Annotated in this window: 22 protein-coding genes and 3 pseudogenes; 8 read left to right on the top strand and 17 right to left on the bottom strand. The window is 56.5% G+C overall.

From position 1 onward, the window contains the following. Positions 1-321: 321 nt before the first annotated feature. Positions 322-438: pseudogene (locus tag EIEH_RS11210) on the bottom strand (transposase); the annotation flags it as partial. 307 nt (positions 439-745) lie between these two features. Here EIEH_RS11210 and EIEH_RS17765 point away from each other — a divergent pair. Further along, positions 746-1,273: a very short patch repair endonuclease gene (locus EIEH_RS17765; protein WP_071525720.1), complete on the top strand. Its 528-nt coding sequence runs from the start codon at positions 746-748 to the stop codon at positions 1,271-1,273. Between the two features lie 308 nt (positions 1,274-1,581). Continuing rightward, entirely contained in the window at positions 1,582-2,997 is a 1,416-nt protein-coding gene (locus tag EIEH_RS11205; protein ID WP_015870832.1) for a DNA cytosine methyltransferase, read from the top strand. A gap of 48 nt (positions 2,998-3,045) precedes the next feature. Here EIEH_RS11205 and EIEH_RS11200 read toward each other — a convergent pair whose 3' ends face one another. From EIEH_RS11200 to EIEH_RS11180, 5 genes are all read right to left on the bottom strand, one after another. Then, complete coding sequence (locus EIEH_RS11200; RefSeq protein WP_015870831.1) at positions 3,046-4,245, bottom strand: type II restriction endonuclease; 1,200 nt, start codon at positions 4,243-4,245, stop codon at positions 3,046-3,048. Positions 4,246-4,478: 233 nt separating this feature from the next. After that, positions 4,479-5,126 (bottom strand): hypothetical protein, encoded by a 648-nt coding sequence (locus EIEH_RS11195; protein ID WP_015870830.1) that lies wholly within the window; start codon positions 5,124-5,126, stop codon positions 4,479-4,481. Positions 5,127-5,136: 10 nt separating this feature from the next. Next, positions 5,137-5,874 carry a PDDEXK-like family protein gene (locus tag EIEH_RS11190; RefSeq protein WP_015870829.1) on the bottom strand — a complete coding sequence of 246 codons (738 nt, stop codon included), beginning with the start codon at positions 5,872-5,874 and terminating at the stop codon, positions 5,137-5,139. 81 nt (positions 5,875-5,955) lie between these two features. Then, complete coding sequence (locus EIEH_RS11185) at positions 5,956-6,450, bottom strand: hypothetical protein (protein WP_015870828.1); 495 nt, start codon at positions 6,448-6,450, stop codon at positions 5,956-5,958. Positions 6,451-6,743: 293 nt separating this feature from the next. Further along, positions 6,744-7,643: a LysR family transcriptional regulator gene (locus EIEH_RS11180; protein WP_015870827.1), complete on the bottom strand. Its 900-nt coding sequence runs from the start codon at positions 7,641-7,643 to the stop codon at positions 6,744-6,746. A 271-nt stretch (positions 7,644-7,914) separates the two neighbouring features. On the opposite strand from EIEH_RS11180, the gene iadA reads away from it, so the two are divergent. From iadA to EIEH_RS19040, 3 genes and pseudogenes are all read left to right on the top strand, one after another. After that, positions 7,915-9,063: a beta-aspartyl-peptidase gene (iadA, locus tag EIEH_RS11170; RefSeq protein WP_015870826.1), complete on the top strand. Its 1,149-nt coding sequence runs from the start codon at positions 7,915-7,917 to the stop codon at positions 9,061-9,063. Positions 9,064-9,067: 4 nt separating this feature from the next. After that, positions 9,068-10,537 (top strand): C4-dicarboxylate transporter DcuC, encoded by a 1,470-nt coding sequence (dcuC, locus tag EIEH_RS11165; RefSeq protein ID WP_015870825.1) that lies wholly within the window; start codon positions 9,068-9,070, stop codon positions 10,535-10,537. A gap of 227 nt (positions 10,538-10,764) precedes the next feature. Next, positions 10,765-10,889 (top strand): annotated as a pseudogene (locus EIEH_RS19040) (IS5/IS1182 family transposase); the annotation flags it as partial. 357 nt (positions 10,890-11,246) lie between these two features. Here the strand turns inward: EIEH_RS19040 and EIEH_RS11155 are convergent. Further along, the gene (locus EIEH_RS11155; RefSeq protein WP_015870824.1) at positions 11,247-12,173 is read right to left on the bottom strand and encodes a LysR substrate-binding domain-containing protein; all 927 of its coding nucleotides are present in this window, start codon (positions 12,171-12,173) and stop codon (positions 11,247-11,249) included. 139 nt (positions 12,174-12,312) lie between these two features. Here EIEH_RS11155 and dcuC (EIEH_RS11150) point away from each other — a divergent pair, with 139 nt between their 5' ends. Both dcuC (EIEH_RS11150) and EIEH_RS11145 read left to right on the top strand, forming a co-directional pair. Then, positions 12,313-13,590 carry a C4-dicarboxylate transporter DcuC gene (gene dcuC / locus EIEH_RS11150; RefSeq protein WP_015870823.1) on the top strand — a complete coding sequence of 426 codons (1,278 nt, stop codon included), beginning with the start codon at positions 12,313-12,315 and terminating at the stop codon, positions 13,588-13,590. 18 nt (positions 13,591-13,608) lie between these two features. Further along, positions 13,609-14,889: a M20 family metallo-hydrolase gene (locus EIEH_RS11145; protein ID WP_015870822.1), complete on the top strand. Its 1,281-nt coding sequence runs from the start codon at positions 13,609-13,611 to the stop codon at positions 14,887-14,889. Positions 14,890-14,946: 57 nt separating this feature from the next. Here EIEH_RS11145 and EIEH_RS11140 read toward each other — a convergent pair whose 3' ends face one another. Together EIEH_RS11140 and EIEH_RS11135 are read right to left on the bottom strand one after the other, a co-directional pair. After that, complete coding sequence (locus EIEH_RS11140; protein ID WP_015870821.1) at positions 14,947-15,252, bottom strand: YceK/YidQ family lipoprotein; 306 nt, start codon at positions 15,250-15,252, stop codon at positions 14,947-14,949. Between the two features lie 106 nt (positions 15,253-15,358). After that, positions 15,359-15,922: a DedA family protein gene (locus tag EIEH_RS11135; protein ID WP_015870820.1), complete on the bottom strand. Its 564-nt coding sequence runs from the start codon at positions 15,920-15,922 to the stop codon at positions 15,359-15,361. Positions 15,923-16,138: 216 nt separating this feature from the next. On the opposite strand from EIEH_RS11135, the pseudogene chaA reads away from it, so the two are divergent. Further along, positions 16,139-17,220: pseudogene (chaA, locus tag EIEH_RS11130) on the top strand (sodium-potassium/proton antiporter ChaA). A gap of 365 nt (positions 17,221-17,585) precedes the next feature. Here chaA and cheZ read toward each other — a convergent pair. From cheZ to cheA, 8 genes are all read right to left on the bottom strand, one after another. Beyond that, positions 17,586-18,227: a protein phosphatase CheZ gene (cheZ, locus tag EIEH_RS11125; RefSeq protein WP_015870815.1), complete on the bottom strand. Its 642-nt coding sequence runs from the start codon at positions 18,225-18,227 to the stop codon at positions 17,586-17,588. Between the two features lie 9 nt (positions 18,228-18,236). Continuing rightward, the gene (gene cheY / locus EIEH_RS11120; protein WP_015870814.1) at positions 18,237-18,626 is read right to left on the bottom strand and encodes a chemotaxis response regulator CheY; all 390 of its coding nucleotides are present in this window, start codon (positions 18,624-18,626) and stop codon (positions 18,237-18,239) included. Positions 18,627-18,722: 96 nt separating this feature from the next. Further along, positions 18,723-19,775, bottom strand: a complete 1,053-nt coding sequence (locus EIEH_RS11115) for a protein-glutamate methylesterase/protein-glutamine glutaminase (RefSeq protein WP_015870813.1) — start codon at positions 19,773-19,775, stop codon at positions 18,723-18,725. After that, positions 19,772-20,647 carry a protein-glutamate O-methyltransferase CheR gene (cheR, locus tag EIEH_RS11110; protein ID WP_035609580.1) on the bottom strand — a complete coding sequence of 292 codons (876 nt, stop codon included), beginning with the start codon at positions 20,645-20,647 and terminating at the stop codon, positions 19,772-19,774. Before cheR ends, EIEH_RS11115 begins: the two co-directional genes overlap by 4 nt. Before the next feature lie 56 nt (positions 20,648-20,703). Next, a complete protein-coding gene (locus EIEH_RS11105) occupies positions 20,704-22,302 on the bottom strand; it encodes a methyl-accepting chemotaxis protein (protein WP_015870811.1) in 1,599 nt (532 codons plus the stop codon). A gap of 145 nt (positions 22,303-22,447) precedes the next feature. Next, on the bottom strand, positions 22,448-24,115 hold the full coding sequence (gene tsr / locus EIEH_RS11100) for a methyl-accepting chemotaxis protein (RefSeq protein WP_015870810.1): 1,668 nt from the start codon (positions 24,113-24,115) through the stop codon (positions 22,448-22,450). Between the two features lie 178 nt (positions 24,116-24,293). Beyond that, on the bottom strand, positions 24,294-24,788 hold the full coding sequence (gene cheW / locus EIEH_RS11095) for a chemotaxis protein CheW (RefSeq protein WP_015870808.1): 495 nt from the start codon (positions 24,786-24,788) through the stop codon (positions 24,294-24,296). Positions 24,789-24,857: 69 nt separating this feature from the next. After that, positions 24,858-26,996 carry a chemotaxis protein CheA gene (gene cheA, locus EIEH_RS11090; RefSeq protein ID WP_035609578.1) on the bottom strand — a complete coding sequence of 713 codons (2,139 nt, stop codon included), beginning with the start codon at positions 26,994-26,996 and terminating at the stop codon, positions 24,858-24,860. Positions 26,997-26,999 lie beyond the last annotated feature (3 nt).

The following is a 26,999-nucleotide window of genomic DNA, read 5'->3' as shown; positions in this document are numbered from 1 at the left end:
CGCGGATTTAATAAAACGACCGTGGCGGTCGCTAACAAAAACGCGCGAATAATCTGGTCGATGCTGAGAAATGAGACCGAGTATCAGGTAGTGTGAAATTAATCCCCTGCCAGAAAAAGTTGCAGCGTACTGAGAAATGGTGACAGGTTACACCTGCACAATCGGAACCTGATTTTTATACTGGCCTCAGAGGCCGTCCAGTTGTTGAGGCGATTGTGCGCGAATTACCCATTTTGGCACAGATTTTCCTGATGCCGGATAGATGTAAGCAACACCCCAAAACCAGATTCAGTACTTGCAAAACGGAGGTAGTCCATAGATGTAAAAAGTGGCGTCGGAGATACCCAGCTTGCGGCAGACATCCGGCACGGATGTCCCCAGCTCAGCCTGCTTCAGGGCAAAGACAATCTGCTCTTCGGTGGATCGTGACTTCTTCATCGGCACCACCTCCATTCAGGGGAGTGTTGATCATGCCGGAATGCTGTTTCTGAATGGCGCAGGATTTTCAGGCAGGGTCAGTAGTGACTGATTTATCCTCCCACTGTGGCACAAGGTATAGGAGCGACCATTCCATTAACAATGCTGGCAGTCTCATCATAAATAATCAGAAGAAATAAATCACTCATCAAGCTTTCACTAAAATGAAAAATTTTTGCACTTTATCATCCAAAACTCATCTCACAATTTCATCACCAGACATTTTGCTACAATGATACTATTACTGTTTTAGCATAGAGTTATAACGATGGATAAAGAGAGTGCACGCAGCCGTAATATGAAAGCAATCAAAAACCGTGACACAAAGCCGGAAATGCAGATTAGGCGGGCTTTGCATGCTCATGGATTCCGTTACAGGCTTTCCCCGCCAACCATCCCCGGAAAGCCGGATCTTTGGTTACCCGCCTATCATGCAGCCATATTTATCAATGGTTGCTTTTGGCATGCGCATGGATGCAGTTTATTTCGATTCCCAATCAATAACTCTGAGTTCTGGGTGCCCAAGCTAACCGGTAACGCAACCAGGGATCTTCAGACATATCGGACTCTTTATATTAAAAAAATCAGAACATTGGTCATTTGGGAGTGTGCATTAAAGGGTAAACATGGTATTTCTGACATACTTATCACAACACTGATTGCCACATGGCTGAAAGCCGATCAAAGCTGTGGATTTATAACATGTGATGGACTGACCTCCGGTGACACCCCGGATCTTAAAGGAATGATAGGTATAATCCATACGGAAAATCAAACAAATTATTTAAAATCATGATATTATTTACCTCCCCCAACCGTGGGGCCATATATCAATATCATTAATAGTGATGTAGTATTATCCGAGGTTTCATCCATCCTGACAGTGTTTTAATCGTGTTTCTACTGAACTTATCAGCAATTTCCTCTATCCGCGCCTTCCCCCTCCCATAGAGAACTACATTGAATTTGGTGCATATATCTGCATGCACCATGCATAATGGCATATTCATCTCCTCCAAATATACTGGTTAAATATCCAGAACACTCATTCCATCTGGGTCAAATGAGTGATACTATATCACCCATAAACCCCAAGGAGGCGTTATGTCAGAATTTGATCTATTTGCTCAGGAATTGCTCGAAAAAGCAAAAACAGAAGAAAAACAGCAGCAGGTACGTGACAGAAAGCTTATTGATCGGGTTCTTGAAATTTATGATCAAAAATATGTAGCTGAATTACTTAGAAAAGTTGGGAAAAATGAGTGGAGCCGTGAAACGTTAAACCGCTGGGTGAACGAAAAATGTGAGCCTAAATCACTCACAGTTGCAGAAGAAGCGCTGCTGCGAAAAATGTTGCCGGAACGTCCTGCCCACGAGCATAAATTTAGGTTTATTGACCTTTTTGCCGGAATTGGCGGGATCCGAAAAGGCTTTGAATCCATTGGCGGGCAATGTGTTTTTACCAGTGAGTGGAACAAGGAGGCCGTCCGGACCTATAAAGCCAATTGGTATAATGATGAAGATCTGCATACATTTAATATGGACATTAGAGAAATTACTCTAAGCGCAGAAAGTGATATATCTGAACATGATGCCTATAAGAATATAAATCAGCATATTCCAGACCACGATGTACTATTAGCTGGATTTCCCTGTCAACCTTTCAGTCTCGCTGGTGTGAGTAAAAAAAACTCGCTTGGGCGCGCTCACGGTTTCGAATGTGAAGCACAAGGTACACTATTCTTCGATGTCGCAAGGATAATCAAAGCAAAACGACCAGCAATTTTCGTCCTTGAAAATGTTAAGAATTTAAAAAGTCATGACAAGGGGAAAACATTTAAGGTTATAATGGATACGCTTGATGAGTTGGGATATGAAGTTGCCGATTCAGACGCTAATGGAAAACCAGATCCTAAAATCATTGATGGGAAGCATTTTTTACCACAACACCGGGAGCGCATAGTTCTTGTTGGTTTTCGTCGTGACCTCAATATACATCACGACTTTACCCTACAAAAAATCCAGCAGTTCTATCCTGAAAAAAAACCAACATTTGGTGAGTTATTAGAACCAGCCGTTGACAGCAAATACATATTAAGCCCAAAATTATGGGAATATCTATATAACTATGCAAAGAAACATGCAGAAAAAGGGAATGGATTTGGCTTTGGTTTAGTTGATCCAAAAAATAAAGAAAGCATTGCCAGGACATTGTCTGCAAGATATCATAAGGATGGTTCTGAAATACTTATTGACAGAGGATGGGATAAGGCTATAGGAGAGATTAACTTTACCGATCCGAAGAATCAAGAGAGAAGACCAAGAAGGCTGACACCCAGAGAGTGCGCTAGATTGATGGGTTTTGAGAAACAGAACGAAAAACAATTCAGAATTCCTGTTTCTGACACTCAGGCTTATCGCCAATTTGGCAACTCAGTAGTAGTTCCTGTATTTGAAGCAGTAGCAAAACTACTGGCTCCATATATAGATAAAGCCATGCAGGAAAAATATAATAAATAATATATTTGATTGAATACCAGAAGACTTATGGTATTCAATCAATCATTTTTAAGAGTACAGTTTTTTAGTATCAAAAATAAAATCATTCAATGAAATTAAATTTCCACGTATTTCCGCAGGATACTTTTCATGCAATTTCTCGGGAACAACAAGCCTAACTCTCTCCTCCTGCATTTCACGGAATTGAGTAATAGACACCCCCTCCTGCAATGTAAACAAATAGATATCCTGGATCCTGTCTGCTTCATTTAATATCTGACGCCAACGATCCTTACATGTTGTTTTTACTGCCAGCATACGTAATTTTTGTGGCGGCCAAGAATCATCATGATAGGCCTTAGCTGAAGGGAATAAAAAATCTGGCTTTTTATTCCCTTCAGTCACAGCCTGAGTTTCAAACTCCGTCAATCCATATTCATAGAAAATGTTTTCAAGATGTAATTCAAGTGATTTACCAGATCTTGACTTTCTCCTGTTACTAACCGAGTTTGCCAGTGATATAAACGCATCAACACTTGAAAATCCAGTTTTAATAACACTAAGAACATGTAACTCCTCAACCTGAAGAAAAATATCATACTCTATTTTTCGACGTTCCAGCAATTGAGTGTCAGGAGATAAATTATGCTTTGAGTAATAACCAGACGCATACGATATGATTTCTTTACCTGATGGAAAATATTTTTTCCATTCATCCGGGAAGGTGTATTTATGGGATGAGGTTCTCTTTGCAAAAAAACCGCCGAAAACTTCATCAGCCAGACCAAATATCAAATCTCCGGGCAGAATTTCCCCAATGGAGGCTTCAACAATATCCTCCTCATCAGCATCACGACATACCCAAACATCAACAGACTGACAATCGCTCTTCCCTCCCAATGACGAGTCAAATACCAATAATGCCAAGGCTCCGGTATTCTCGGTATCTTGCAGGGGGCTTCCCCCTCCCCAACGGGTTATCCTTCTCTCATTCCGGGTTTTACCAAAAAACTTATTATTATAATAAATTACTCTGACTTGGTTTTCCGGGTATGAATGTGATGATGTTCTGGCAGTTATCATTAAAGATGGGTTACATTCATCAGTCTTATTTATCGATGGAAAAAGATACTCTGCCGCACTGTGTTGCATATAAGTTCCAACCTGATGTGCTCCGGTAGCCCCGGTATCATTGGCAGACAATCTTTTTATATACACATACGCATTGCCGGTTAACTTATCAATTATCCACGAAGACAAGTCAGACATTTCACCTCCTAAAATAAAACACAACCAGTGAATTAACAATATCATGCATTAATCAAAAAATATAATTCCGTATCATATCACAGACTCACTATGTCATCATGACAGCAATCACGGTATGTAATGATAGAGAAAGTAAACCGTAAATGGAAGATTAAAAAATATAAACATATCACTTTTTAAAATATAAAGGGAGCTGATATCAGCTCCCCTCACAGTGCCCGTACCGGGTCAGATCACGATGCGGTCTGGCTTGCCAGTGCCTCGATAAACTCATCCAGAATGGGGATGGCAGCCTGCAGGGTTATCAAGGCGCTACGTAGTGGAGCAAAGGCATCATCCTGAGCCGAGAACGCCCCGTGCGCCACCCAGGCCGCTCTCAATAATTCCAGATCCAGCTTCACCGGTAAAAAGAACTCCCCTTTATTCAGCGGGCGGAAACCCAGTTTTTCCAGACGGCGGATGTAATCACTGTCAATGCACTTAATCGCTGCCCCGGCTTTACGGCTGCCGCCGAACTCTCCCATATTCAGACAGGTTTTAAATCCCCATTCCCCCGGTTGTACCGCCACGCCGGTCATCACGGCAAGGGTATAGTCATCTTCATTATTCTCAGTCTCTACACTTTCAAACCACTGCTTACAGTTATTGTCCTGCTGCTCTGTACATTTCCATTTTCGCGGAGCCAGCCACAGGTAGTCTTCATTATCCTCATAGGCGCTGATTTCCCCAATCCATCCAGACTCCCGGACAAAATCATTGATACAGGTATAGATTCCCTTATAAACAGCCGGATAAATTACCGTTTCGAAATATACCGTAGCTTCATTGACCAATTTCAGCTGTGACAGCAGCAATGCGCCAGCCTGACGATCGTTTTCCATTCCAAAATCCTTAAAGAGATGCCATACGGCGGATAAAACAGGCGGCCGATTGCTCGGCCATGTGACGCTGGGGGGATTTATGGGCAGCAGTGCCCTGATAGGCATCCAATACCGGCACCAACAGGGATGACAGCTGCCGCCATGACAGGTTCAGATAGGCCGTATCATCTCCCCCCTGTGAGTGCCCGGCGCAACCCCCGGGGGTTAAAAACAGCACGGCCCAGGCGCGGCTCCCGGCGCGGGCACTGGCCTCCTGGGCATACCGCTGCAATTGTTCCTCCTGCTCCGGCGCACTAATCTTCACCTCCACCAGCAGATAGCATCTCTCGCTATCCAGCACCAAATCCACCCGGTTACGGCTGTCCCCCGTCGGGCAATCCTCCACACTGGTGTGACAATAGCGGCCATAGCTGGCCGGTATCCGACCCGCGGATTGCCGGGAAAGGTGGCTCATCAGGGCACTGAGCATGATGCCGCCAAAACCGTGGCTGCCCTGAGGATTAAGCAGCCAGGCCAGAACTGCCGTGGTTGGCACCTCTTTACGGGCCACTCCGGCCACCGCCCAGGGATCAAAAAACAGCGCATGTTGTACAGCCAGTGGCTGATGCTGTTTCCAGTGGGTAAAAAATGTGTTCAGCCCGCCCGGCGACGGCGGTGGGCAAAGCGCCCGTGCGGGAAATAAGTCCGGAGTCCTGGCCTGCTGCCAGCCGGTCAAAAAAGCGGCCAATCCTTCCGGCAATAACGTCATCTTCTGCATTCTCCTCACTCACACCTGTCACCCGCGCACGCTTTATGCCCGCGCGGTGTTGTGGACCATGGGTTCCCGGTCTCAGCCGGCATCGGGTAAAAGATAGCCATATGCCCCCTCATCTCCGGTGTCCGTATCCCGGATAAGCCCTTGCGCATGATAATCACTGATAACAAAACCGCCGTTACGGCAGTTAAGGGGGCTAACGAGCTTCCGCTCATGAAACACCCGGACACCGGTAAATGACCGGTCATGGCCGATGCTATCCATCACCACATAGCGATAATTGACATTAATAAAACGGCAATAGGTGGCCCCGGGCAAAACTGATCTCCCACAGCGCACCATGGCCCGCTCACCCTCCTGGCGCGGCAATGTCAGCGGTGGGGAGTAGATGCGGCCGTGTTTCATAACGCCATAGCCATAGCGCGGCACACCGTCATACAGGGTCAGCCTCGCCACCATGCCATTGTCGAGCCCGCACTGGAACAGCAGCGGATCCGCTGCCGTCTGTACTCCCGATATCGGCAGGCTGACCAGCCCCCCATACCGCCCGATACGGATTACCCTGCCCACCCTGCACATCCTTTCTCTCCGCAGGCGGATAAGGCAGAGCACCGCGCATCACCGGTAAGCCTTCAGAGCCGGTGTCATTAATCATTTTGTATGATAATATAATTAAGTCGGCGGCAGCCCCGTTTATCCTGTACCCTCAGCACCTATTAATTCATTATAAAATACATTATTTTCAATATGTTATAAAACCACCCTTGTCAATAAAGACAGCCGCACCGTTCACCTCCGATCAGACGCAATATCAGCGAAAAGAATCAACGGAGCAGGTAAGCGCTACCCGGCAGGATAGGATTTTACGGCAGGCGGCATGCCGTGGCCGCCTGCCAGAAGCGCTCCACAGCGGGGCGGCGGCTGTCACGGCGTTTATACAGCAGGATCGGCAGACAGCAGCTCAGACGCGGATGGTCAGGAAAGGCGTTGCATAGCACTCCCTGGGCCAGCTCCCGATGCACCATGGAGAGCGGCAGCCAGGCCAGGCCGCGATCGCGCAGCACCATATGCTTTAGCCCCTCGCTCATGCTGGTCTCATAGCACTTCACCATCGGCAGCGGCGCATGGCGGCACAGGGGCGCCACGACGCGGCCAATAAAGGAGAAATCACTGTAGGCCAGATAGGGCAGTGGCTCTCCCGGCGGGTGGCGCTGCAGCAGCGTGCGGGAGATGACCGGGATAAGGGTTTCATGGGCCAGCCGGTGCGACTGCAGGCCGTCCCTTTCGGCGACGCCGGGACGCGCACCGTCGATATCATACACCATCAGCAGATCGGCGCTGTTTTCCAGCAGCGTATTAAAATGGTTATCAATCCCCTGCAGCCCCGGGTTAACCACCACCCGGACCCCCTCCAGCGCCGATCCCATGGCGTCGAGCAGCATCGGCAGCATATTGACGGCAAAGGTGTGCAGGCTGGCAATACGCACCGTCTCGTCAGACTGGATCGCCAGCTGGGCAAAGTCCAGTTTGACATCGAGGATCCGCGCCAGAATATCCTCGGCGGAGGGGAGAAACCTCTCACCGTAGGGGGTGAGCAGTATGGGGTTGCTGCTGCGATCGAACAGCGGCACCCCCAGCCACATCTCCAGCGCCCGGATCCGGCGGCTAAAGGCGGGCTGTGTGACGTTGCGCGCCCGCGCCGCCGCGGAAAAATTGCCCAGCCGCTGTAGGCTGATGAAGTCCTCCAACCATTTTACATCCATTGTACGTCCTATGCTCTGGCGACATGGCACCATGCCCAATAAGCAATGGTGGCATAAAGAATGGTGATATTATATTTGATACAAATAGATTCCTATGGGATGCGCGGCACTAAACCGACCCAACCGCCGCGCCATCGCCAGGATTTCGGCGGCGATTCGCCGCCGCGTCCGCCCCGCCACGGGGAGCCGCCGCTCGTCATATCGACACAGCCACTCACCCGCCCCCGCGGCGGGTTGCGCTATCGTCATGCCTAACACAGGAGAGAAGTCCATGTTTACCCTGCTTAAAGATGCCGACGTCTATCAGCCACAGCCCCTGGGGCGCCGGGACGTATTGCTGTGTGGTGCGAAGATCGTCGCCATCGGGGAGAACCTGCAGGTCAGCGCGCTGCCCGGGCTGCGCGAGGTTATCGACTGTCGCGGTCAGATCCTGGCCCCCGGCCTCATCGACCAGCATGTGCATCTGATCGGCGGCGGCGGCGAGGGCGGCTTTGCCAGCCGGACCCCCGCGGTCTCCCTGTCGCGACTGATCCGCGCCGCGACCACCACCGTCGTCGGGGTGCTCGGCACCGACGGTATCTCCCGTACCCCCAAAGATCTGTACGCCAAAATGCAGGCGCTGAACGCGGAGGGGATCAGCGCCTATATGCACACCGGATCTTACGAGCTCCCCACCCGGACCATCACCGGCACCATTCGCGATGATATCGCCTTTATTGAGCGGGTGCTGGGGGTGAAGATAGCGCTGGCCGATCACCGCGGTTCGTTCCCGACGACCCAGGAGCTGCTGCGTATCGTCTCCGATATCCGCGTTGCCGCGCTGCTGGCGGGCAAACGTGGGCTGCTGCACATCCATCTGGGCGCGCTGCCCGACGCTTTTGCCCAGATCAATGCGCTGCTGGCGCACGGTCTGCCTATCCAGCATATCTCGCCGACCCACGTGGCGCGCACCGAAGCGCTGTTCGCTGACGCCATCGCCTTTGCCCGCGCCGGAGGCCATATCGATATGACCTCCGGCGGCAGCCGCTTTGTCGCGCCAGCCTGCGCCGCCCGCCTGGCGCTGGAGGCCGGTGTCAGCCCGGATCGGCTCACCATCAGCTCCGATGGCAACGGCAGCGTGCCGCGCTTTGATGCGCAGGGCAGCATTATCGGGCTGGATGCGGCACCGCTGGACGGCAACCTGCAGCTGCTGCCACAGCTGATTGACCAGCGCATTCCCCTGCCGCAGGCGCTGGCGATGGTTACCGCCAACGTGGCCGATGCGCTGGGGATCGCGAAGGGCAGAATTTTACCCGCGGGGGATGCCGATCTGTGCCTGTTCGATGATAATCTGCGCCCCGAACGCGTATACGCCCGCGGCCGCCTGATGCTGAAGGGAGAGGAGTGTCTGGCCATGGGTAACTTTGAACAAGGAAACTGAGATAATGAGCCTACTGATCGCGCTGTGCGCCGTGCTGTTTGCCGGGCGCCTGATCCTGAAAAACTATAATCCCCAGGCAGTATTGCTGCTGAGCGGCCTGGTGATGATGGCCATCGCCGTCTTTACCAACGACGCCACCTTTATCAACAAGTCGACCGGCTGGATCGGTTTTGACCTGTTGGAGTACATCAACCAGCTGTTCCAGAAGATGGGCGGCGGCCTTGGGCTGCAGATCATGCTGATCGGCGGCTTTGCCATGTATATGTCCGCCATCGGCGCCAGCCAGGCGCTGGTGCGGGTGACCGCGCGCCCGCTACAGCGCCTTAACTCCCCCTACCTGCTGCTGGGGATCGCCTTTATCCTCGGCCAGACGCTGTCGCTGTTTATCACCAGCGCCACCGGGTTGAGCCTGCTGTTGATGGCGACCCTGTATCCGGTTCTGACCCGCCTGGGCTGTAGCCGTGCGGCGGCGGCGGCGGTGCTGGCCAGTACCTGCGCCATCGAGTTCGGCCCCGGATCCGGTAACTCCATCATGGCGTCGCAGACCTCGGGCATGGATATCACCGAATACTTCATCCACCAGCAGCTGCCGGTCGCCGTGCTGACCATCCTGGTGGTGGCACTGCTGCATATCCTGGTGCAACGCTACTTTGATCGCCGCGATGGCGCCATGGCTGAAGAGGTGAGTCTGGATCAGGAGAAGCTGCAGGAGACCCAGAGCGATGCGCCGCTGCACTATGTGCTGCTGCCGATGCTGCCGCTGTTCTTCATGCTGACCTTCAGCAAGCTGGGCGTCGGTACCATCGTCATCAACATGAATACCGCCGTGCTGATCAGCGTCGCGCTCTCCATGCTGTGCGAATACCTGCGCTTCCGCGCCGCCAAGCCGGTGATGGCCGGGCTCAGCGTGGTCTTCAGCAATATGGGGAAGGTGTTCGCTACCGTAGTGACGCTGATCGTCGCCGGTCAGACCTTTGCCGAGGGGCTAAAGTCGATTGGTGCGGTGCATGATCTGCTGGATCTGGCCAGCAATGCCGGCTTTGGCAGCGGCGTGGTGGTCCTGCTGATGGCGCTGTTAACCTTCACCATCGCCGCCCTGATGGGCTCCGGCAACGCCGCCTTCTTCTCTTTTGCACCGATGCTGCCGGATATCGCCAAGCGCGTCGGCGGCAGTACGGCCGAGATGATCCTGCCGGTGCAGATCTCCGCCGGTATGGGACGCACCATCTCGCCGATCGCCGGGGTGATCATCGCCGTCGCCGGTATCGCCGGCATCTCGCAGGTTGATATCGTACGCCGCACCCTGATCCCGATGCTCGGCGGCTGGTGCTTTATGCTGCTGCTGACCTTCTACCGCTCCGGTCAGCTGCTGTCGGTACTGCCCTTTATCGCGCTGCTGATGGTGATCATGGCCGGTGGCGTATACGCCATGGCGCGTAAAAAACGTGATGCGGTGCAGAGCAACGCCGCTTAAACAGCGTATCCCCCGCCGGGGTTATCCACGCGGCACCTGCCATCGCAGGGGCCGCGTTCTCCCCCGCTGACCCCGGCCTCCCCTATCCTGCGCCCCGTCCCTCCCCGCCAGTCGCGCCCCTGACGATTTAACCAAAAAAAACCATATCCCGAGATTTAACTCTATTCAGAATCTATCCCAAAAGGCGTTTTCATTAATCAATAGCGATCATTTCTGAGGGTGGAAAAATGACGGGTAATCAGTGGAAAATCAGCGATAAACTCTGGGAAAAAGGGCTCCGCTCATCCCTGAACACAAAACAGGTCACCCGTTGGGGAGACACCGTCAACGCGTTGATAATCGCGCGGTCTTATTGAATAAATCAAACGTTTAGCGGATCGTCGGATCAGATCACTATCATCCTTACGACATCGGGTCTCCTGTCGCAAAGCAAACGTTTAAAATGCCCCACAGGCCCGACGACGACAAAGCCCTCAGGCAGCGTGTTCGCTGACAGCCTGGCCTGATGAACCTGCCATGGCCACATGGACTGAAAGCGCACAGCCTGCGGGTCGGGGCCGAGCGCGCCGTTACGCATCCTGCGTCATCCGCCTCTGCATATCGCAGCTCGGGGTCATGCCGCTGTCCGTGCCGTCCAGACTCTGCCGGAACCTGTGATATGCGGTGGAAAAGTCCATATCGCCTCCTGCAAAAAGTGTGACAGCGCCCGTCACTGCGGGTGCTGCCAGTCATGATGCCGACAGTGCCAGCGAAACTGTTCCACCAGCGCCTGTGAGGCCTGCGTCAGCGGGCGTTTTCGCGGATAGATCAAGCCATAGTGCCCCACCGGCAGGAACTGCAGCCCGATGGGCAGCGCCGTCAGTACGCCACCGAAACGGGCCTCGCGCAGGCGTGCACGCGACAGGATGGTCAGGTAGTCACCGTGCATCACCAGATTCATGATGCACACCGTGGAGTCCGTCAGAATGGGATAGTGTGGATTATCCGGGTGGTCAAAGGGAATAATATGCCGGATGTTATGATAATATCCCATATCCGTTTCCGGCATTACCCACTTCGCCTGGCGTAACCCCTCCAGCGCTGAACAAGTGGCTAACGGATGATCTTTTCTGGCAACAATACAAAATGGCGCATCGAACAGGGGAATAGAAATAAAGTCCCCCAGCGGCATCTCATCTGTCAATGTCCCCAGCGCGAAATCGAGTCTTCCATCACGTAAACTGGGTAACAAGGTAGAAAGCTGCGCTTCCTTAACATTAATTACGGTAGCCGGAAATCCCTGTTTAAAATCATTCAACACTTTATTTAACACTGTCACCCCGAATAAAGAGGAAATACCGAAAGCGACATGTCCATGGCCATTTTTGGTTATTTGCTCCACCTCCTCTGCCGCCTTTTCCAGCTCCTCCAAGATCAAATGTGCCCGGATGGCAAAGGATTTTCCGGCGTCAGTCAGGGTCACTCCCTCGTTGCTGCGGATCAGCAGCATTGCTCCCATATGGTGTTCTAACTCTTTGAGTGTACGGGTTAAAGCAGGCTGAGACTGATCCATTTTACGCGCCGCCGCCCGGATGCTTCCGCTGCGAATAACCTCATTAAACACCTTCAGCTGTTGTATTTTTGGCAAATAGCGCATCGCTCCACCCTATCAGTTTTTTTTATCATCGTGAAACTAATAGCATATTACCCTGCCATCAATTTTTGCGTTAAATCAATAGTCATGACACTGGCTTTATTCACTATAAAACAAACCATAAATCTGGGGAGAGTCATTTATGCTGACGGTAATATTAGGCGTCGTAGTTTTAATTGCCACGATCGTTTTATTGATTAAACGATACGATACCCGTACCACGCTTATCGGCGCTGGCATTCTATTATGTATTATCTCACTGGCACCGATGAATGCCTTTAGCGCGTTTACTGCCCGTATGACCACCTCCGGGCTGATCGAATCGATCTGCAGCAGCATGGGCTTTGCCTATGTGATGAAATTTACCGGCTGCGATAGGTGTCTGGTGCGGCTGCTGACCCGCGGATTGAGCAAACTCGGCTTTCTGCTGGTACCGACGGCCGTGGCCGTCACCTTTGTCATCTGTATCGCCATCCCCTCTGCCGCCGGGGTCTCCGCCGCGGTGGGCGCCACGCTGATCCCGCTGTTGATCGCCGCGCGGGTGCATCCGGCCATCGCCGGCGGCGCCGTGCTCTCCGGCACGCTGGGAGCCTACCTGAATCCCGGCGTGGCCCACAATGCCTTTATCTCCCATATCTCTAAAACGCCGCTGATGGACTTTGTCTTCTACCATGCGCCGACCACCGTCATCTGTGCCATTATCTGCGCCGTCTGCCTGACGCTGGTAGCCTTTGCCAGCAACGGCCTTAACTACCGCCCTGAAGGCCCTGCGACGCAGGAGGCCGGGTCGGCACAGGCGGATCCGGTACGCAATCTGCGCTTCTATCTGCAGACCCTGGCCCCATTTCTGCCGGTGCTGCTGCTGGTCTGCGCCAGCCTGGGCTGGCCCGGCAGCAGCAAGATGAACGTCCCGGCGGCGATGATCATCGGCTCCCTGTACGCGCTGCTGATCACCCGGGTCAGCCCCAGCGCCCTGACCAAAAGCTTTTTTGACGGCATGGGCTCCTCTTACGCCAACATCCTTGGCATCATCATCGCCGCCGCCGTCTTCATCGAAGGGTTAAACGCCGTCGGCCTGATCAGGGCCTTTATCCAGCTGCTGACCGACTCGCCGGAGTTCGCCCGCTGGGGCGGCACCTTAGGGCCATTTCTGATGGGGCTGATCACCGGCACCGGTGACGCCACCGCCTTTGCCTTTAATGAGGCTGTCACCCCACACGCAGGTGACTTTGGATATGAAATCAATAATCTGGGTGCCGGTGTCATGCTCGCGTCGGCCCTGGGTCGCAATATGTCACCGCTCGCCGGTGCCGCCATCGTCTGCGCCGGCCTGGCCGGTGTCAGCCCGGTTGAAATCGCCAAGCGCACCGCGCCGGGTGCTATCGTTGCCGTGCTGTACGTGGCGCTGTTTTTCCTTTAATCACACAGGGAGATCATGATGACCATTTCCGATCCGGAACAGCTGCGCCGCTGGCGCCGTATGTTCCACCAAATTCCTGAAACCGGCTGGAGTGAATTCATCACCAGCGCACGGCTGATAGAGATGCTGCGCGCCATGGGGTACCGGGTATTGCCAGGCAGTGCCTTTCTCTCCCGGGCGCATATCCAGGGGCGTAACGACGATGAGGTCGCCCGGGGGCTGGACCGGGCTCGCCGCTATCCGGTCAGCGACGCCCTGCTGGAGGAGATGGGGGATTTAACCGGCTGCGTTGCCCTGCTGGAAACCGGACGGCCGGGCCCCACCGTCGCCCTGCGCTTCGATATTGACTGCGTCGCGGTCACCGAGAGCGGCGCGCCGCAGCACCCGCCGCGGGCCGCTGACTTTGCCTCACGCCACCCCGGCTGCATGCACGCCTGTGGCCACGACGGCCACATGGCCATCGGGCTCGGCGTCGCCCAGGCGCTCTACGCCCTGCGCGATCAGCTCTGCGGCACGGTAAAACTGCTGTTTCAACCGGCGGAGGAAGGGGTGCGCGGCGCCAGGCCGGTGGCGGAGGGCGGACTGCTCGACGACGTCGACTACTTCCTCTCTGCCCATATCGGCATGGGGGTTCCCAGCGGGGAGATCGTCGTCGATCCACGCGATTTCCTCTGCACCACCAAGCTGGACCTGCGCTTTTTCGGCGCACCGGCTCACGCGGGGATGATGCCACAGGGCGGTGCCAACGCGCTGGCCGGTGCCTGTCACTGCGTCACGCAGCTGCTGGGGATCCCACGCCACGGTGACGGTATGTCGCGCATCAACATTGGCACCCTGCGCGCCGGTGAGGGACGTAACGTGATCCCGGCCTACGCCGAGATGCAGCTGGAGGTACGCGGTGCCAACCGTACCATTAATGACTACATGGCGCAGCAGGTCCTGCGCATCGCCGAGGGTGCGGCGCAGAGCTTTGGCCTGCGGGTAGAGCATCAGGTGATGGGCAGCGCCGTCGATCTGCACAACGATGCGGCGCTGATGACGCTGGTGGCGGATATCGCCAGCCAACAGCAGGATCTGCGGATCGGTGAGGCCAGCTTTGGCGGCAGCGAGGATGCCACGCTGCTGGTCGAGCGGGTGCAGGCGCACGGCGGACAGGCGGTCTATCTGGTGCTGGGCGCCGATCTGCGCGCGGGCCATCATCAGTCCGGGTTCGACTTTGACGAAGCGGTGCTGTCGCGCGGCTGCGCGCTGTTTACCGCCTGCGTCAGCCGCCTCTGTCGCACGGTGCAGCCGGCCTGATAACCCAAAAGCCATCGCACAGCGATGGCTTTGCTTCAATGGCTGAACCGTATCCCCTCAGCGCGGCGGCACCGGGGCATCCGGGCTATCCGGCTGGCCGCGATAGGGGCCGTGGAAATAGTCCACCGGCGCGTACAGCGTATCAGCCAGCAGCGAAAACGGCAGATCGATAAATGCCCGGCCGCGGGTCATAAAATCGTAGTCGTAGCTGCCGCTGCCGCTTACCCGCGCCATATCGTTACGCACCCCGGCGTAATAGGTGTGCCCCTCCTGCATGGTGGTGCGCCCCATAATACTGCCGCATCCCGCCAGCATCGCCGCCCCCAGCAGTACCACGGCCATCGTTAACGGTCGCTGTTTCATCAATATCTCCCTGAAGAATCTATCCTGAGCCGATAATAATCGGGATCCCCGCCACAGGATACCGGACGCCGCTCTGTCGCTAAATTTTTTTGCAACGGCTCACGGTTTACCGCCCCCGGCGCGCTCTGTACCAGCGCAGCAGCACCACCGCCAGCAACAGCGCGACCAGCAGCCCGCCGCCGGCCCACAGGCGATGCTGCGGATCGGCAAAGATCCGCAGCAGCACTTCGCTGGCGCCGTAGCCAAGGCTGACGATGGTCAGCGCCCACAGGATCGCGCCGAGCAGATTAAACAGAATATATTTTCCCGGCCTGACGCCCGCAGACCCGATAATGATCGGGCCAACGGTGCGAAAACCATAGGCAAAGCGCATCCCCAGGATCAGCCAGCTTTCGTTACGGCGCACCTGGTGCTGCACATAGGCTATCTTCGGTTGCTGAGCCGGAAAACGCCGTAAAATAGGCGTGCCAAAGTGGCGTCCGACGAAGTAGAGCGTGGTATCCCCCAGCGTCGCGCCGACCACCGTCAGCAGCACCACCCACGGGTAGGCGAGCAGGTGTTTATGGGCGGCGGCGCCGGCCAGAAAGGCGATGGTCTCCCCCTCGATAATGCTGCCGATCACCACGGCGACATAGCCATACTCACTTATCCAGCGTGCTGCATCGATCATTGTTTATCCTTGGTGCTGCGCAGGGCGCCTATCATACCGAAAAAACACCCGGCGTCACGCTGGCGCATCGGATGGGCCATACTTAGATCCTGGATGAATAGAAATAACAATAATTATAAAAATGTTATGATATATCGTTTTTTTTGATAATGTCAGCGTAGCGCTATTCCGCCCGCTGCCGGTAAGCGCGCAGTCATTTGAAGGAGGGTGCCATTTATGAAGCCACATAGTAAAACCAGCCACCACAATACCCGCCACAGCGAGTATCAGCTGATCCTGCCGCTGATCGCCCTGGGGATACTGGTGGTGACGCAGCCCACCTCGCTGGGCGCCCTGGGCGCCATTAACCTGCTGGCGCTGATCGCGATCCTCGCCAGCGCCTTCAGCGTGGTGCGTCACGCCGATGTTCTGGCCCACCGTCTCGGCGAACCCTATGGCTCGCTGATCCTGACCCTGTCAGTGGTGATCCTGGAGGTCAGTCTGATTTCGGCGCTGATGGTCAGCGGCAAAGCCGCACCGGAGCTGATGCGCGATACCCTCTACTCCATTGTAATGATCGTCAGCGGCGGACTGGTCGGCTTCTCCCTGCTGCTCGGCGGTTATAAGTTCGCCACCCAGTATGTCAATCTGGGCGGGATCAAGCAGTACCTGATCGCGCTGATCCCGTTGGCGATCATCGTGCTGGTGCTGCCGATGACTCTGCCGGGGGATAACTTTAGCCACGGTCAGTCGCTGGTGGTCGCGCTGCTATCGGCCGCCATGTACGGCGTATTTCTGCTGATCCAGACCCGTACCCATCAAAGTCTGTTCGTCTACGAGCATGAGGATGAAGGCGACGATCCCAGCGATCCGCACCACGGTAAGCCCTCCTCCCACTGCAATCTGTGGCACGCCACCTGGCTGGTCACCTACCTTATCGCCGTCATCGCGGTCACCAAGCTGAACGCCATGCCGCTGGAGGGGCTGCTCGCTGCCCTGAACGCACCGCAGCAGATGACCGGCTTTCTGGTCGCGCTGCTGATCCTCTCTCCCGAGGGGCTGGGCGCCCTGAAGGCGGTGTTGGCCAATCAGGTACAGCGTGCCATGAACCTGTTTTTTGGACGGTGCCGACGGTAACGCTAATCGCCCTGCTGACCGATCAGCCGCTGCTGTTCGGGCTGGGCGATCCGCAGATGGTGGTGATGCTGGCCACCCTGATGCTGTGCCAGGTCTCGTTTAGCACCGGCCGTACCAATGTGCTCAACGGCGCGGCGCATCTGGTGCTGTTCGTCGCCTACCTGATGACCCTGTTTCTGTAGCTGACCTTCCCCGGGCGGGTCAGCAGTTCGCCGCAGGGGATCACCCGTGGGGCCGTCACCCGTGCCCGCCCCGGCGGCTCATGCAGCCGGTGGGCCACCAGCAGCAGCACAGGGGGAGCAGCCCGGGTCAGTAAATACCTCGACCCGGTCGCCATGGCACAGGCCACTGAGCAACCGGCTGCGGGCGGTGTAAACCGGCACCGACAGGCCGGTGCCGATACCCGTCTGCCGCCGTTGTCATCCCCCCGCTGGAATCTACGTGGCCTACAGCATAACCGGCGCGACAGGCGCCGTCATGGCAGCACAAATAAAACAGGCCACCCGAAGGTGGCCTGACGCTCACGCGGCGGGTGTCGCCATCGTGCTTAAAATCCCAGGCTGTCCAGCAGATCGTCAACCTGTTCCTGGTTGGCGACGACCCCCGGGCCATTCTGGTTCATCTGCGGGCCATTCAGCAGGCTGTCATTTTCACTCTTCGGCTTCGGCTTGGACGGCTGCTCAGGCATATTCTCCAGCAACACCATCAGCAGCTGCTTTTCAATCTCCTGGATCACATCCATCATGCGCTTGATCACCTGACCGGTCAGATCCTGAAAGTCCTGCGCCATCATGATTTCCAGCAGCTGGCTGTGAGTAAAGGCGGTATGCTCCGGCACCTCGCTCAAGAACTGACGGGTATCCGTTACCAACGCCCTGGCATCCTCAAGCTCGATCGGATTTTCAAACCAGGCATCCCAACGCTGCTTGAGCTCTTTGGACTCCTTCTCCATCTGCGTCTGACGTGGCTGTGCCGCCTCAACGCAGCTCAGGGCACGCTCGGCGGCCTGACGGGTCATCTGCACCACATAATCCAGACGGTCGCGGGCATCCGGAATGGCTTCGGCTGCCTGAGCGATGGCCTGATCCAGTCCAAGCTCTTTCATGCTGTCACGCAGCATACGCGTCAGTTGGCCAATCCTGGCGATAATATCGCCGGCATCAGCGGCTGGCATCGGATGTTCGTTCATCGTGACTCCTTAGATCCCGAGCTTTTCAAAAATCTTATTCAGTTTTTCTTCCAGCGTTGCGGCAGTAAAGGGTTTCACCACGTAGCCGCTGGCCCCCGCCTGCGCGGCGGCGATGATGTTCTCTTTCTTCGCCTCGGCCGTTACCATCAATACCGGCATCTTGTTCAGCGTGCCGTCCGCACGGATCGCCTGCAGCAGCTGCAGACCGTCCATGTTGGGCATGTTCCAGTCAGATACCACAAAGTCAAATCCGCCGGCGCGCAGCTTACCCAGCGCATCGGCGCCATCTTCGGCTTCCTCTACGTTGTTGAATCCCAGCTCTTTTAACAGATTGCGTACGATACGACGCATGGTAGAGAAATCATCGACAACCAGAAAACGCAGATTCTTATCCGCCATACTAACTCCTAAAAAAAATCCCTTGAGCCGGGAGCAATAACCTGAAAAACAGGCATTCGGTTAATGGCCGCGCCCGCAGGCACGGCCCGGTATCGGTTAAATGCGCAGCGCCTGCTTGGCGCTGACCTGTGCCAGCATACGCTGGCTGATTTGGGAGAGGTCGACCACTTCATCGACCCCGCCCATCTGAATCGCCTCGCGCGGCATACCAAACACCACGCAGCTGGCTTCATTCTGCGCAATGGTGTAGGCGCCCGCCTGGTGTAGCCGCAGCATCCCCGCAGCGCCATCGTTGCCCATCCCCGTCAGGATCACCCCTACGGCGTTGCGGCCGGCACAGCGGGCGACGGAGTCAAACAGTACCTCGACAGAGGGACGATGACGGTTCACCGGCGGCCCCTGATGCAGACGCACGATATAGTTGGCGCCGCTGCGCGCCAGCTCCAGATGGTGAGCGCCGGGGGCAATATAGGCATGCCCCGGCAGAATGCGTTCGCCGTCCTCGGCCTCTTTTACCGTGATCTGGCACAGCTTGTTCAGCCGCTCGGCGAAAGAGCGGGTAAAGCCCGGCGGCATATGCTGGGTGATCAGCAGCGCCGGGCTGGTCGCCGGCAGCGGCTGCAGCACGTGGCGAATCGCCTCGGTACCACCGGTAGAGGCACCGATGGCGATCAGCTTTTCGCTGCTGAGCAGCGGGCCGTGGCTCAGGGTCGCCGGCGGCGCGCTCTGCTTCAGCGGGCGCGGCAGACGCGCGCGCGCGGCGGTGCGGATCTTGTCGGCGATCAGCTCGCTATAGGCCAGCATCCCTTCGCGGATCCCCAGCTGCGGCTTGGTCACAAAGTCCACCGCGCCCAGCTCCAGCGCCCGCAGGGTGATCTCCGATCCCTTCCCGGTCAGGGAGGAGACCATCACCACCGGCATCGGGCGCAGGCGCATCAGTTTCTCCAAAAAGTCGAGGCCGTCCATGCGCGGCATTTCAACATCCAGTGTCAGTACCTGAGGATTGAATTTTTTGATCAGATCCCGCGCGACCAACGGGTCCTGCGCAACGGCCACCATCTCCATATCGGGGTGACTGTTCACGATCTCGGTCATCAATTGGCGCATCAGCGCGGAGTCATCTACGCACAATACTCTGATCTTGTTCATCGGCTCTCCTTCGTCAGCCCGTAAACGGTCTGCCCGCGCAGATGGAATTCACGGGAGATCTGGCTGAAGTTCTCCGAATGACCGGCAAACAGCAGGCCACCCGGTTTTAACAAGGGGATAAAACGGCGCAGAATGTGAGCCTGCGTTTGTTTATCGAAATAGATCATCACGTTACGGCAAAAAATTGCATCGAATGGACCCGGCAGATCCCACTTGGCATCCAACAGATTCAACTTCTGAAAATGCACCCGCTGCGCCAGTTCATGGCGAACCCGGATCAGTCCCTGATGAGGCCCGGTGCCGCGCAGAAAAAAGCGCTGCAGCTGCGCGGTGCTCAGCAGCTTGGCCTCCTCCTGGCGATAGATACCGCGCTGCGCCTTTTCCAGCACCTGGGTGTCGATATCGCTGGCCCACACCTGCGGCACCATCGGTGATGGCCCCAGCGCTTCTGCCAGGGTCATCGCGATCGAGTATGGCTCCTCGCCCGTGGACGCCGCCGTACTCCAGACACAGTAGTTATGCCGCCGCGCGCGGGCATGCTCCGCCAGAATCGGGAAGTGATGCGCCTCGCGAAAAAAAGCGGTCAGGTTGGTGGTCAGCGAGTTGACAAAGGTTTGCCACTCCTCGCTCTCCGGGTGACTCTCCAGCAGCGCCAGATAGTCGCCAAAGTCGCTCAGATTCAGCGCCCGTAAACGACGTACCAGCCGGTTGTAAACCATTTCACGTTTATGGTCGGCAAGCACGATGCCGGCCCGTTGGTAAATCAACTGGCTAATCCGCCGAAAATGGGCATCCCCCAACGTCAGACGTTGCATTGCCAGTGAGGAGACGTTGTTTTCCCCCTGTGCTGCCTGTAGTAATAAATTCGTCATCACTCACCAGTTAACTCACCTACTTCAATTTCGCTTTCCGCCGGACGGAAAGCCCATCAGCTCATCCCATTGGCGTGCCCTTGCAGATCGCTCTGCGCCGCATCCGCATCGCCGCCCAGCCGGAACGTGGCGACAGCGCGCGTCAGGACGTCTGCCTGCGCCTCCAGAGACTGGGTTGCCGATGCCGCTTCCTCTACCAGCGCGGCGTTCTGTTGCGTCACCTGATCCATTTGCGTTACCGCCAGGGCGACCTGTTCAATGCCCCTGCTCTGCTCCTCCGATGCGGAGCTGATTTCGCCCATGATATCGGTCACCCGTACCACCGAACGCACCACGTTATCCATGGTGTTTCCGGCGTGCTCTACCTGGGTTGACCCCTGTTTTACCCGGCTGACCGACTCCTCGATCAGCCCTTTAATCTCTTTCGCCGCCTGGGCGCTGCGCTGGGCCAGGTTACGCACTTCACCCGCCACCACCGCAAAGCCGCGCCCCTGCTCTCCGGCGCGCGCCGCTTCTACCGCCGCGTTCAGCGCCAGAATATTGGTCTGGAAGGCGATGCCGTCGATGACCCCGGTGATATCTCCGATTTTTTGCGAACTTTGCGTAATATTATGCATGGTCCGCACCACCTGGCTGACGATCTCACCACCCTCACTGGCGGTATGAGAGGCCTCCTGAGCCAGCTGCGACGCCTGACGGGCGTTGTCGGCGTTCTGTTTCACCGTGGCGGTCAGCTGTTCCATACTGGCGGCCGTCTCTTCCAGTGAGGCCGCCTGCTGCTCGGTGCGCGAAGAGAGGTCATTGTTACCGGCACCGATCTCCTGCAGTCCGGTATAGATGGCGTCCGTTCCCTGACGTACCGACAGCACCGTTCCGGCCAGATCCTGCTGCATGCTGCGCAGACTGGCATACAGCTGGCTGATCTCATTACGTCCATCCACCTTAATCTCCGCCGACAGATCGCCGCGCGCGATGCGCTCAAAGTGCGTACGCATTAAGGTCAGCGGCGCCAACAGCATATTGCGCAGCCACCAGATGGCGATCAGCACCAGCAGCACCAGCAGTACCACGGCCGTCAGATTCAGCACCATGGAGAGTTGGTAGGAGCGGTGGTTGATCTCGGCCCCCTCCTTCAGTTCGCCCTCAACGTGCTGTGTCAGCTTCGCCACACTGGCCTCAAACTGATCCTGGATCTGCTGGGTCGGATGGTCCATAAACCCCTGCAGATCCCCCTTCTCCACCAGGTCGATCAGCTGTAACAGCGCCGTGCGCAGCGCCCGATAATGCTGCTGCGTATCCTGAGACAGCGCGCGCTCTTCATCATTGCCGTCTGAATAGACCATATACTGCTGCATGGTGCCATCGGCCTTTTTCAGCATGGCGCGCACCCGGTACATCAGCGCATCGATCTGCTCCTGGGGGATATGCAGCGCCACACGGGTACCGGCACGGTTCAGCGTATTACGCGCCTGCAACAGGGCAACCCAGGTCTGTCCCAGCCTCTCGCGCTGCGCGTTGGATAACTGTACCCGGGCATAGTTATCACTGTCAGACCGGATGGCCATAAACGAGACCCCGTTGGATGACAGCTGCAAAAAGCAAAATGCCAGCACCAGTACAAATAGACTGGTCGATATACGGATTCGGTTAAACACGATAGGCTTCCTCGCTGGCCGGCGATGTGTAGGGTACCGGCTCGGTTGTCATTTTTATGTTGGCTCCCATATGCCTATGGCGCCTCACGGCGCCCGGCACTGGCAGTCAGCTCTCCGCCATCAGGGGCGGAAAGCCGTCGGGTGGTCAGAACGTCTCCCAGTTATCGTCGCTGCTGTCCGACGCTTTGGCTTTCACCGGCGCGGGAGCGGCGCTGCTGAGCGGCGCGGTGCGGACTACCGGCTCCGCCTCGCCCTGAGGCTCAATGCGGAATACCGCGACAGCCTGATTCAGATGGCTGGCCTGATCCTCCAGCGACGCGGCGGCAGAGGCGGACTCTTCTACCAGTGCGGCGTTCTGCTGTGTCACCCTGTCCATCTCGGAGACGGCCTGGCCCACCTGCTCGATACCGCGGCTCTGTTCGTCAGAGGCCGAGGCAATCTCACCCATGATGTCGGTGACCCGGGTGACCGCGTTAACGATGTCACCCATGGTATCGCCGGCGCTTTCGACCAATACCGAACCGGTATCGACCTTGCTGACGGAGTCCTCAATCAGCCCTTTAATCTCTTTCGCTGCCTGGGCGCTGCGCTGAGCCAGGTTACGCACCTCGCCCGCCACCACGGCAAAACCACGCCCCTGCTCACCGGCGCGCGCCGCTTCTACCGCCGCGTTCAGCGCCAGAATATTGGTCTGGAAGGCGATGCCGTCGATGACCCCGGTAATGTCAGCGATCTTCTGCGAGCTGCCGGCGATGTCATGCATGGTCTGCACTACGTTGGCAACGACCTTGCCGCCGCGCTGGGCCGTCTCAGAGGCGCTCAGCGCCAGCTGACTGGCCTGGCGGGCGTTTTCGGCGTTCTGTTTCACGGTCGCCGTCAGCTGTTCCATGCTGGCCGCCGTTTCTTCCAGCGATGCCGCCTGTTGTTCGGTACGCGAGGAGAGATCGTGATTTCCGGCAGAGATTTCGCTGGCGCCGCTGTAGATGGCATTGGCGCCCTGACGGACGTCGCTGACGGTGCGGATAAATTCGCTCTGCATATGGCGCAGGCTGTCGGCCAGCTGTCCCATTTCATTGCTGCCGCGCACCTCAATGCGACCGGAGAGATCGCCGACGGCAAACTGGCGGATATTGCCCATCAGGCTATTGAGCGGACGACTCAGCGCACGGTAGATCCCCATCCACACCAGCACGATGGCTGCGATAACCACCACCATAACGCCAAACAGTGTCCACAGGGCTGAGTGATAAGCGTCATTATTATCTGACATTGCACCTTTATAAAGGCGATCATTCTGAGCGAGGTAGGTTGTATAGCTCTTCTCAAAGCTATTCTGATAACTTTGGGTCGGCTGTTCGAAGAATTCATTGATGTGGCCGGCGGAAAGCAGCTGGATCAGCTCTCCCAGCGCATTATGCAGGGTGCCATAGTTTTGCTCCATGGCCTCCATGGCTTCCTCGCTCTGACGCGGATCGCGCGGCAATCCCTGATAGCGTTGCCACTCACCTTCCGCAGTTTTCAGCTCCGTTCGGGCAAGCTGCATCAAATCAGTCACCGTCGAACCGGTGCCGGTCTTGTTCAGATCGGCCATATAGCGGATCCCGGCACGGTTTAAGGTATTGCGCGTCTGGAGCAATGCCACCCAGCTGGCGTTAAGTGCGGCCTGCTGTTGGCGAATGGTTTGTAAAACGGTCATACTTTCTTTGTCGCTTTTCAGGGCGTCAAAGAACACTCCTCCGGAAGTCATCTGCAAAATGCCAAATAACCCCAACACCAGTAGCAAACTGGTAACTACTTTTATGCGGTTTAACATGGGCGTCTCATTTTTGCTGCATCAGATGTCAGAAATATCGGCGCGCGGCGATAAAACTTTATGGCGGGAAGGACAGTCAAATTATCTTTTTTGGCCACTATAACAGCATATTCTACTAATCATGAGCCCCGTAAATCGCACTGGGCAGTGGCCCGCCGCCGCCGCGGCGGGCCTGATATCAGGCGCTGACGCTATCGACCAGCGCCATCTCCTCGCTGCTGAGCAGCTTTTCGATATCCACCAGGATCAGCATACGCTCGCCGAGTGCGCCGAGGCCGGTCAGATACTCGGTCGACAACGTCACCGCAAATTCCGGCGCCGGGCGGATCTGATCCGCGCTCAGGGAGAGCACATCAGAGACGCCGTCCACCACGATCCCGACGACACGCTGGCTGAAGTTCAGTACGATAACCACGGTATTATCGTTATAGCTGACGTCCTGCTGAGAAAACTTCACCCGCAGATCGATGATCGGAACGATTACACCGCGCAGGTTGGTCACCCCTTTAATAAAAGAGGGCGTATTGGCAATACGGGTAACCTGATCGTAGCCGCGGATCTCCTGCACCTTGAGGATATCGATACCGTACTCTTCATCCCCCAGCGTAAATACCAGGAACTCCTGGCCCACGGTTTCACCCGCCAGTTTGTCTACGGAAGCCAGTCCAGTCATGTCAGTTCACCTTTATTTATTCATCGTCATCAGCGCCGCCTACGGCGGCGCCGGTTGCATGGTTAAGAGTCAGGCGGCCGTGCCGGAGACCCGTTTTTCCCGGTTGATGCCCTGCAGCGCCGCCACGTCGACGATCAGCGCCACGCTGCCGTCGCCGAGGATGGTTGCCGCGGAAATACCCGGCACTTTGCGGTAGTTGGTTTCCAGGTTTTTCACCACCACCTGATGCTGGCCGATCAGCTGATCGACCAACAGCGCATAGCGGCGTCCGGCGCTTTGCAGGATCACCACAATCCCCTGAGTGGCGTCGGTCTTGGCATCGGCGACGTCAAAGACGCGATGCAGCTCCACCAGCGGCAAATATTCGCCGCGCACCTGCAACACCCGCTCACCACCGGCCAGCGGGTAGAGATCATCGTCGCTTGGCTGCAGTGACTCCATCACGGCGTTCAGTGGCAGAATGAAAACCTCGCCGCTGACTTTGACCGACATACCGTCCAGAATCGCCAGGGTCAGCGGCAGGACGATACGGATCGTCGTACCTTTCCCTTCACGCGATTCGATCTCAACGTGGCCGCCCATCGCCTGAATGTTTCGCTTCACCACATCCATCCCGACGCCGCGTCCGGAAACATCGGTTACTTTATCGGCGGTGGAGAAACCCGGCGCAAAGATCAGCAGGCCAATCTCTTCGTCGGTCATGTTGTCGTGTATCGCCATCCCCTGGGAACGCGCTTTATCCAGGATCTTCTGGTGATTCAGCCCGGCGCCATCGTCGATGACCTCAATATAGATATTGCCCCCCTGGTGTTCCGCAGAGAGAGTCAGGTTACCGACGGCGCTCTTACCCGCCGCCTGGCGTACCTGCGGCGATTCGATGCCGTGGTCCAGACTGTTGCGCACCAGGTGAGTCAGCGGATCGATAATGCGCTCGATCAGGCTCTTATCCAGTTCGGTGGAGCTGCCCAGCAGGGTCAGCTCTACCTGCTTGTCGAGCTTGCTGGCCAGATCACGCACCAGACGCGGGAAACGGCTGAAGACGTACTCCATCGGCATCATGCGGATCGACATGACCGACTCCTGCAGATCCCGGGCGTTGCGCTCAAGCTGGCCCAGGCTATTGAGCAGATCGCCGTGATCGACCGGATCCAGCATATTGGAACGCTGCGCCAGCATCGACTGGGTGATCACCAGTTCGCCCACCAGATTGATCAGCTGATCGACCTTCTCCACGGCGACGCGAATGCTGGTGCTGCTCTCTGCCCCTTTGGCCGCGCGGGGGTTGTGACGCGGGATATGCGGGGCTGGCGCGGCAGATGCTGCGCCAGCCTCAGCAGGAGTCGCAGCGGCTGGTGTGGTTTCAGCTTGGGCCGGTGTGGTTCCGGCCGGGGCCACGGTGGCCTCTGCGGCCGCAGAAACCGGGGCAGGCTCCACCACGGAAGTCTCGGTGGTCACCGCATCAGATGACAGGGCTGCCTCTTCCAGGCTGACCTGCGGCGCTACCTCCGCCGTCGGATGGGTAAAGTGGATCTGCTCCGGCTCCAGCACAAAGCACAGCACCGCCGTAATATCATCCTCACTGACCGTGGTATCCAGTACCACCTCCAGCGAACTGTCGCTCTCCTGATGCTGCTGTACGGTACCCAGATTCCCCAGCTCCTCCAGCATCAGCGGGATTTCGGCCGGCTTGAGCCCGGTCAGGGAGACCGTCATGGCTCCGGTTGCCGGGGCCGCGGCCGCGGCGGGGGCTGCAGCCGGGGCTGCGGGAGCGCTGACCGTCTCTGCCACAACGCTTGCCGGAGCCGCGACAGGAGCCTCCCCTTTGGCTTCCTGCGCCAGCTGCCTCAGCGCCTGACAGATATACTCAAAGCTATCGGCATCGGGGTCCTGCGCGGACTTATAGGCATCGAGCTGATCCTGCATAATATCTTTGGTTTCCAGAAACAGGTTGATGATTTCGGTACTCAGCCGCATTTCACCACGGCGGGCACCGTCGAGCAGGTTTTCCAGCAGATGCGTGGTCTCCTGCAGTACGGTAAAACCGAAAGTGGCCGCCCCCCCCTTGATAGAGTGGGCAGCGCGAAAGATAGCGTTCAGTTGTTCGTTATCCGGCTCCTGGGGATCCAGCGCCAGCAGGTGCTGTTCCATATCAGCCAACAGTTCATCCGCTTCATCAAAGAACGTTTGATAAAACGCACTCATATCCATGCT

The organism is Edwardsiella ictaluri ATCC 33202, assembly GCF_000264785.1.
Taxonomy (GTDB): domain Bacteria; phylum Pseudomonadota; class Gammaproteobacteria; order Enterobacterales; family Enterobacteriaceae; genus Edwardsiella; species Edwardsiella ictaluri.
The sequence above is the reverse complement of the archived record's forward strand: the minus strand, read 5'-3'. Positions and strand labels throughout refer to the sequence as shown.

Coding starts and splice junctions, on each gene's coding strand:
- EIEH_RS17765 (WP_071525720.1), top strand. CDS start 746: ATGGATAAAGAGAGTGCACGCAGCCGTAATATGAAAGCAATCAAAAAC.
- EIEH_RS11205 (WP_015870832.1), top strand. CDS start 1,582: ATGTCAGAATTTGATCTATTTGCTCAGGAATTGCTCGAAAAAGCAAAA.
- EIEH_RS11200 (WP_015870831.1), bottom strand. CDS start 4,245: ATGTCTGACTTGTCTTCGTGGATAATTGATAAGTTAACCGGCAATGCG.
- EIEH_RS11195 (WP_015870830.1), bottom strand. CDS start 5,126: ATGGAAAACGATCGTCAGGCTGGCGCATTGCTGCTGTCACAGCTGAAA.
- EIEH_RS11190 (WP_015870829.1), bottom strand. CDS start 5,874: ATGACGTTATTGCCGGAAGGATTGGCCGCTTTTTTGACCGGCTGGCAG.
- EIEH_RS11180 (WP_015870827.1), bottom strand. CDS start 7,643: ATGGATGTAAAATGGTTGGAGGACTTCATCAGCCTACAGCGGCTGGGC.
- iadA (WP_015870826.1), top strand. CDS start 7,915: ATGTTTACCCTGCTTAAAGATGCCGACGTCTATCAGCCACAGCCCCTG.
- dcuC (WP_015870825.1), top strand. CDS start 9,068: ATGAGCCTACTGATCGCGCTGTGCGCCGTGCTGTTTGCCGGGCGCCTG.
- EIEH_RS11155 (WP_015870824.1), bottom strand. CDS start 12,173: ATGCGCTATTTGCCAAAAATACAACAGCTGAAGGTGTTTAATGAGGTT.
- dcuC (WP_015870823.1), top strand. CDS start 12,313: ATGCTGACGGTAATATTAGGCGTCGTAGTTTTAATTGCCACGATCGTT.
- EIEH_RS11145 (WP_015870822.1), top strand. CDS start 13,609: ATGACCATTTCCGATCCGGAACAGCTGCGCCGCTGGCGCCGTATGTTC.
- EIEH_RS11140 (WP_015870821.1), bottom strand. CDS start 15,252: ATGAAACAGCGACCGTTAACGATGGCCGTGGTACTGCTGGGGGCGGCG.
- EIEH_RS11135 (WP_015870820.1), bottom strand. CDS start 15,922: ATGATCGATGCAGCACGCTGGATAAGTGAGTATGGCTATGTCGCCGTG.
- cheZ (WP_015870815.1), bottom strand. CDS start 18,227: ATGAACGAACATCCGATGCCAGCCGCTGATGCCGGCGATATTATCGCC.
- cheY (WP_015870814.1), bottom strand. CDS start 18,626: ATGGCGGATAAGAATCTGCGTTTTCTGGTTGTCGATGATTTCTCTACC.
- EIEH_RS11115 (WP_015870813.1), bottom strand. CDS start 19,775: ATGAACAAGATCAGAGTATTGTGCGTAGATGACTCCGCGCTGATGCGC.
- cheR (WP_035609580.1), bottom strand. CDS start 20,647: ATGACGAATTTATTACTACAGGCAGCACAGGGGGAAAACAACGTCTCC.
- tsr (WP_015870810.1), bottom strand. CDS start 24,115: ATGTTAAACCGCATAAAAGTAGTTACCAGTTTGCTACTGGTGTTGGGG.
- cheW (WP_015870808.1), bottom strand. CDS start 24,788: ATGACTGGACTGGCTTCCGTAGACAAACTGGCGGGTGAAACCGTGGGC.
- cheA (WP_035609578.1), bottom strand. CDS start 26,996: ATGGATATGAGTGCGTTTTATCAAACGTTCTTTGATGAAGCGGATGAA.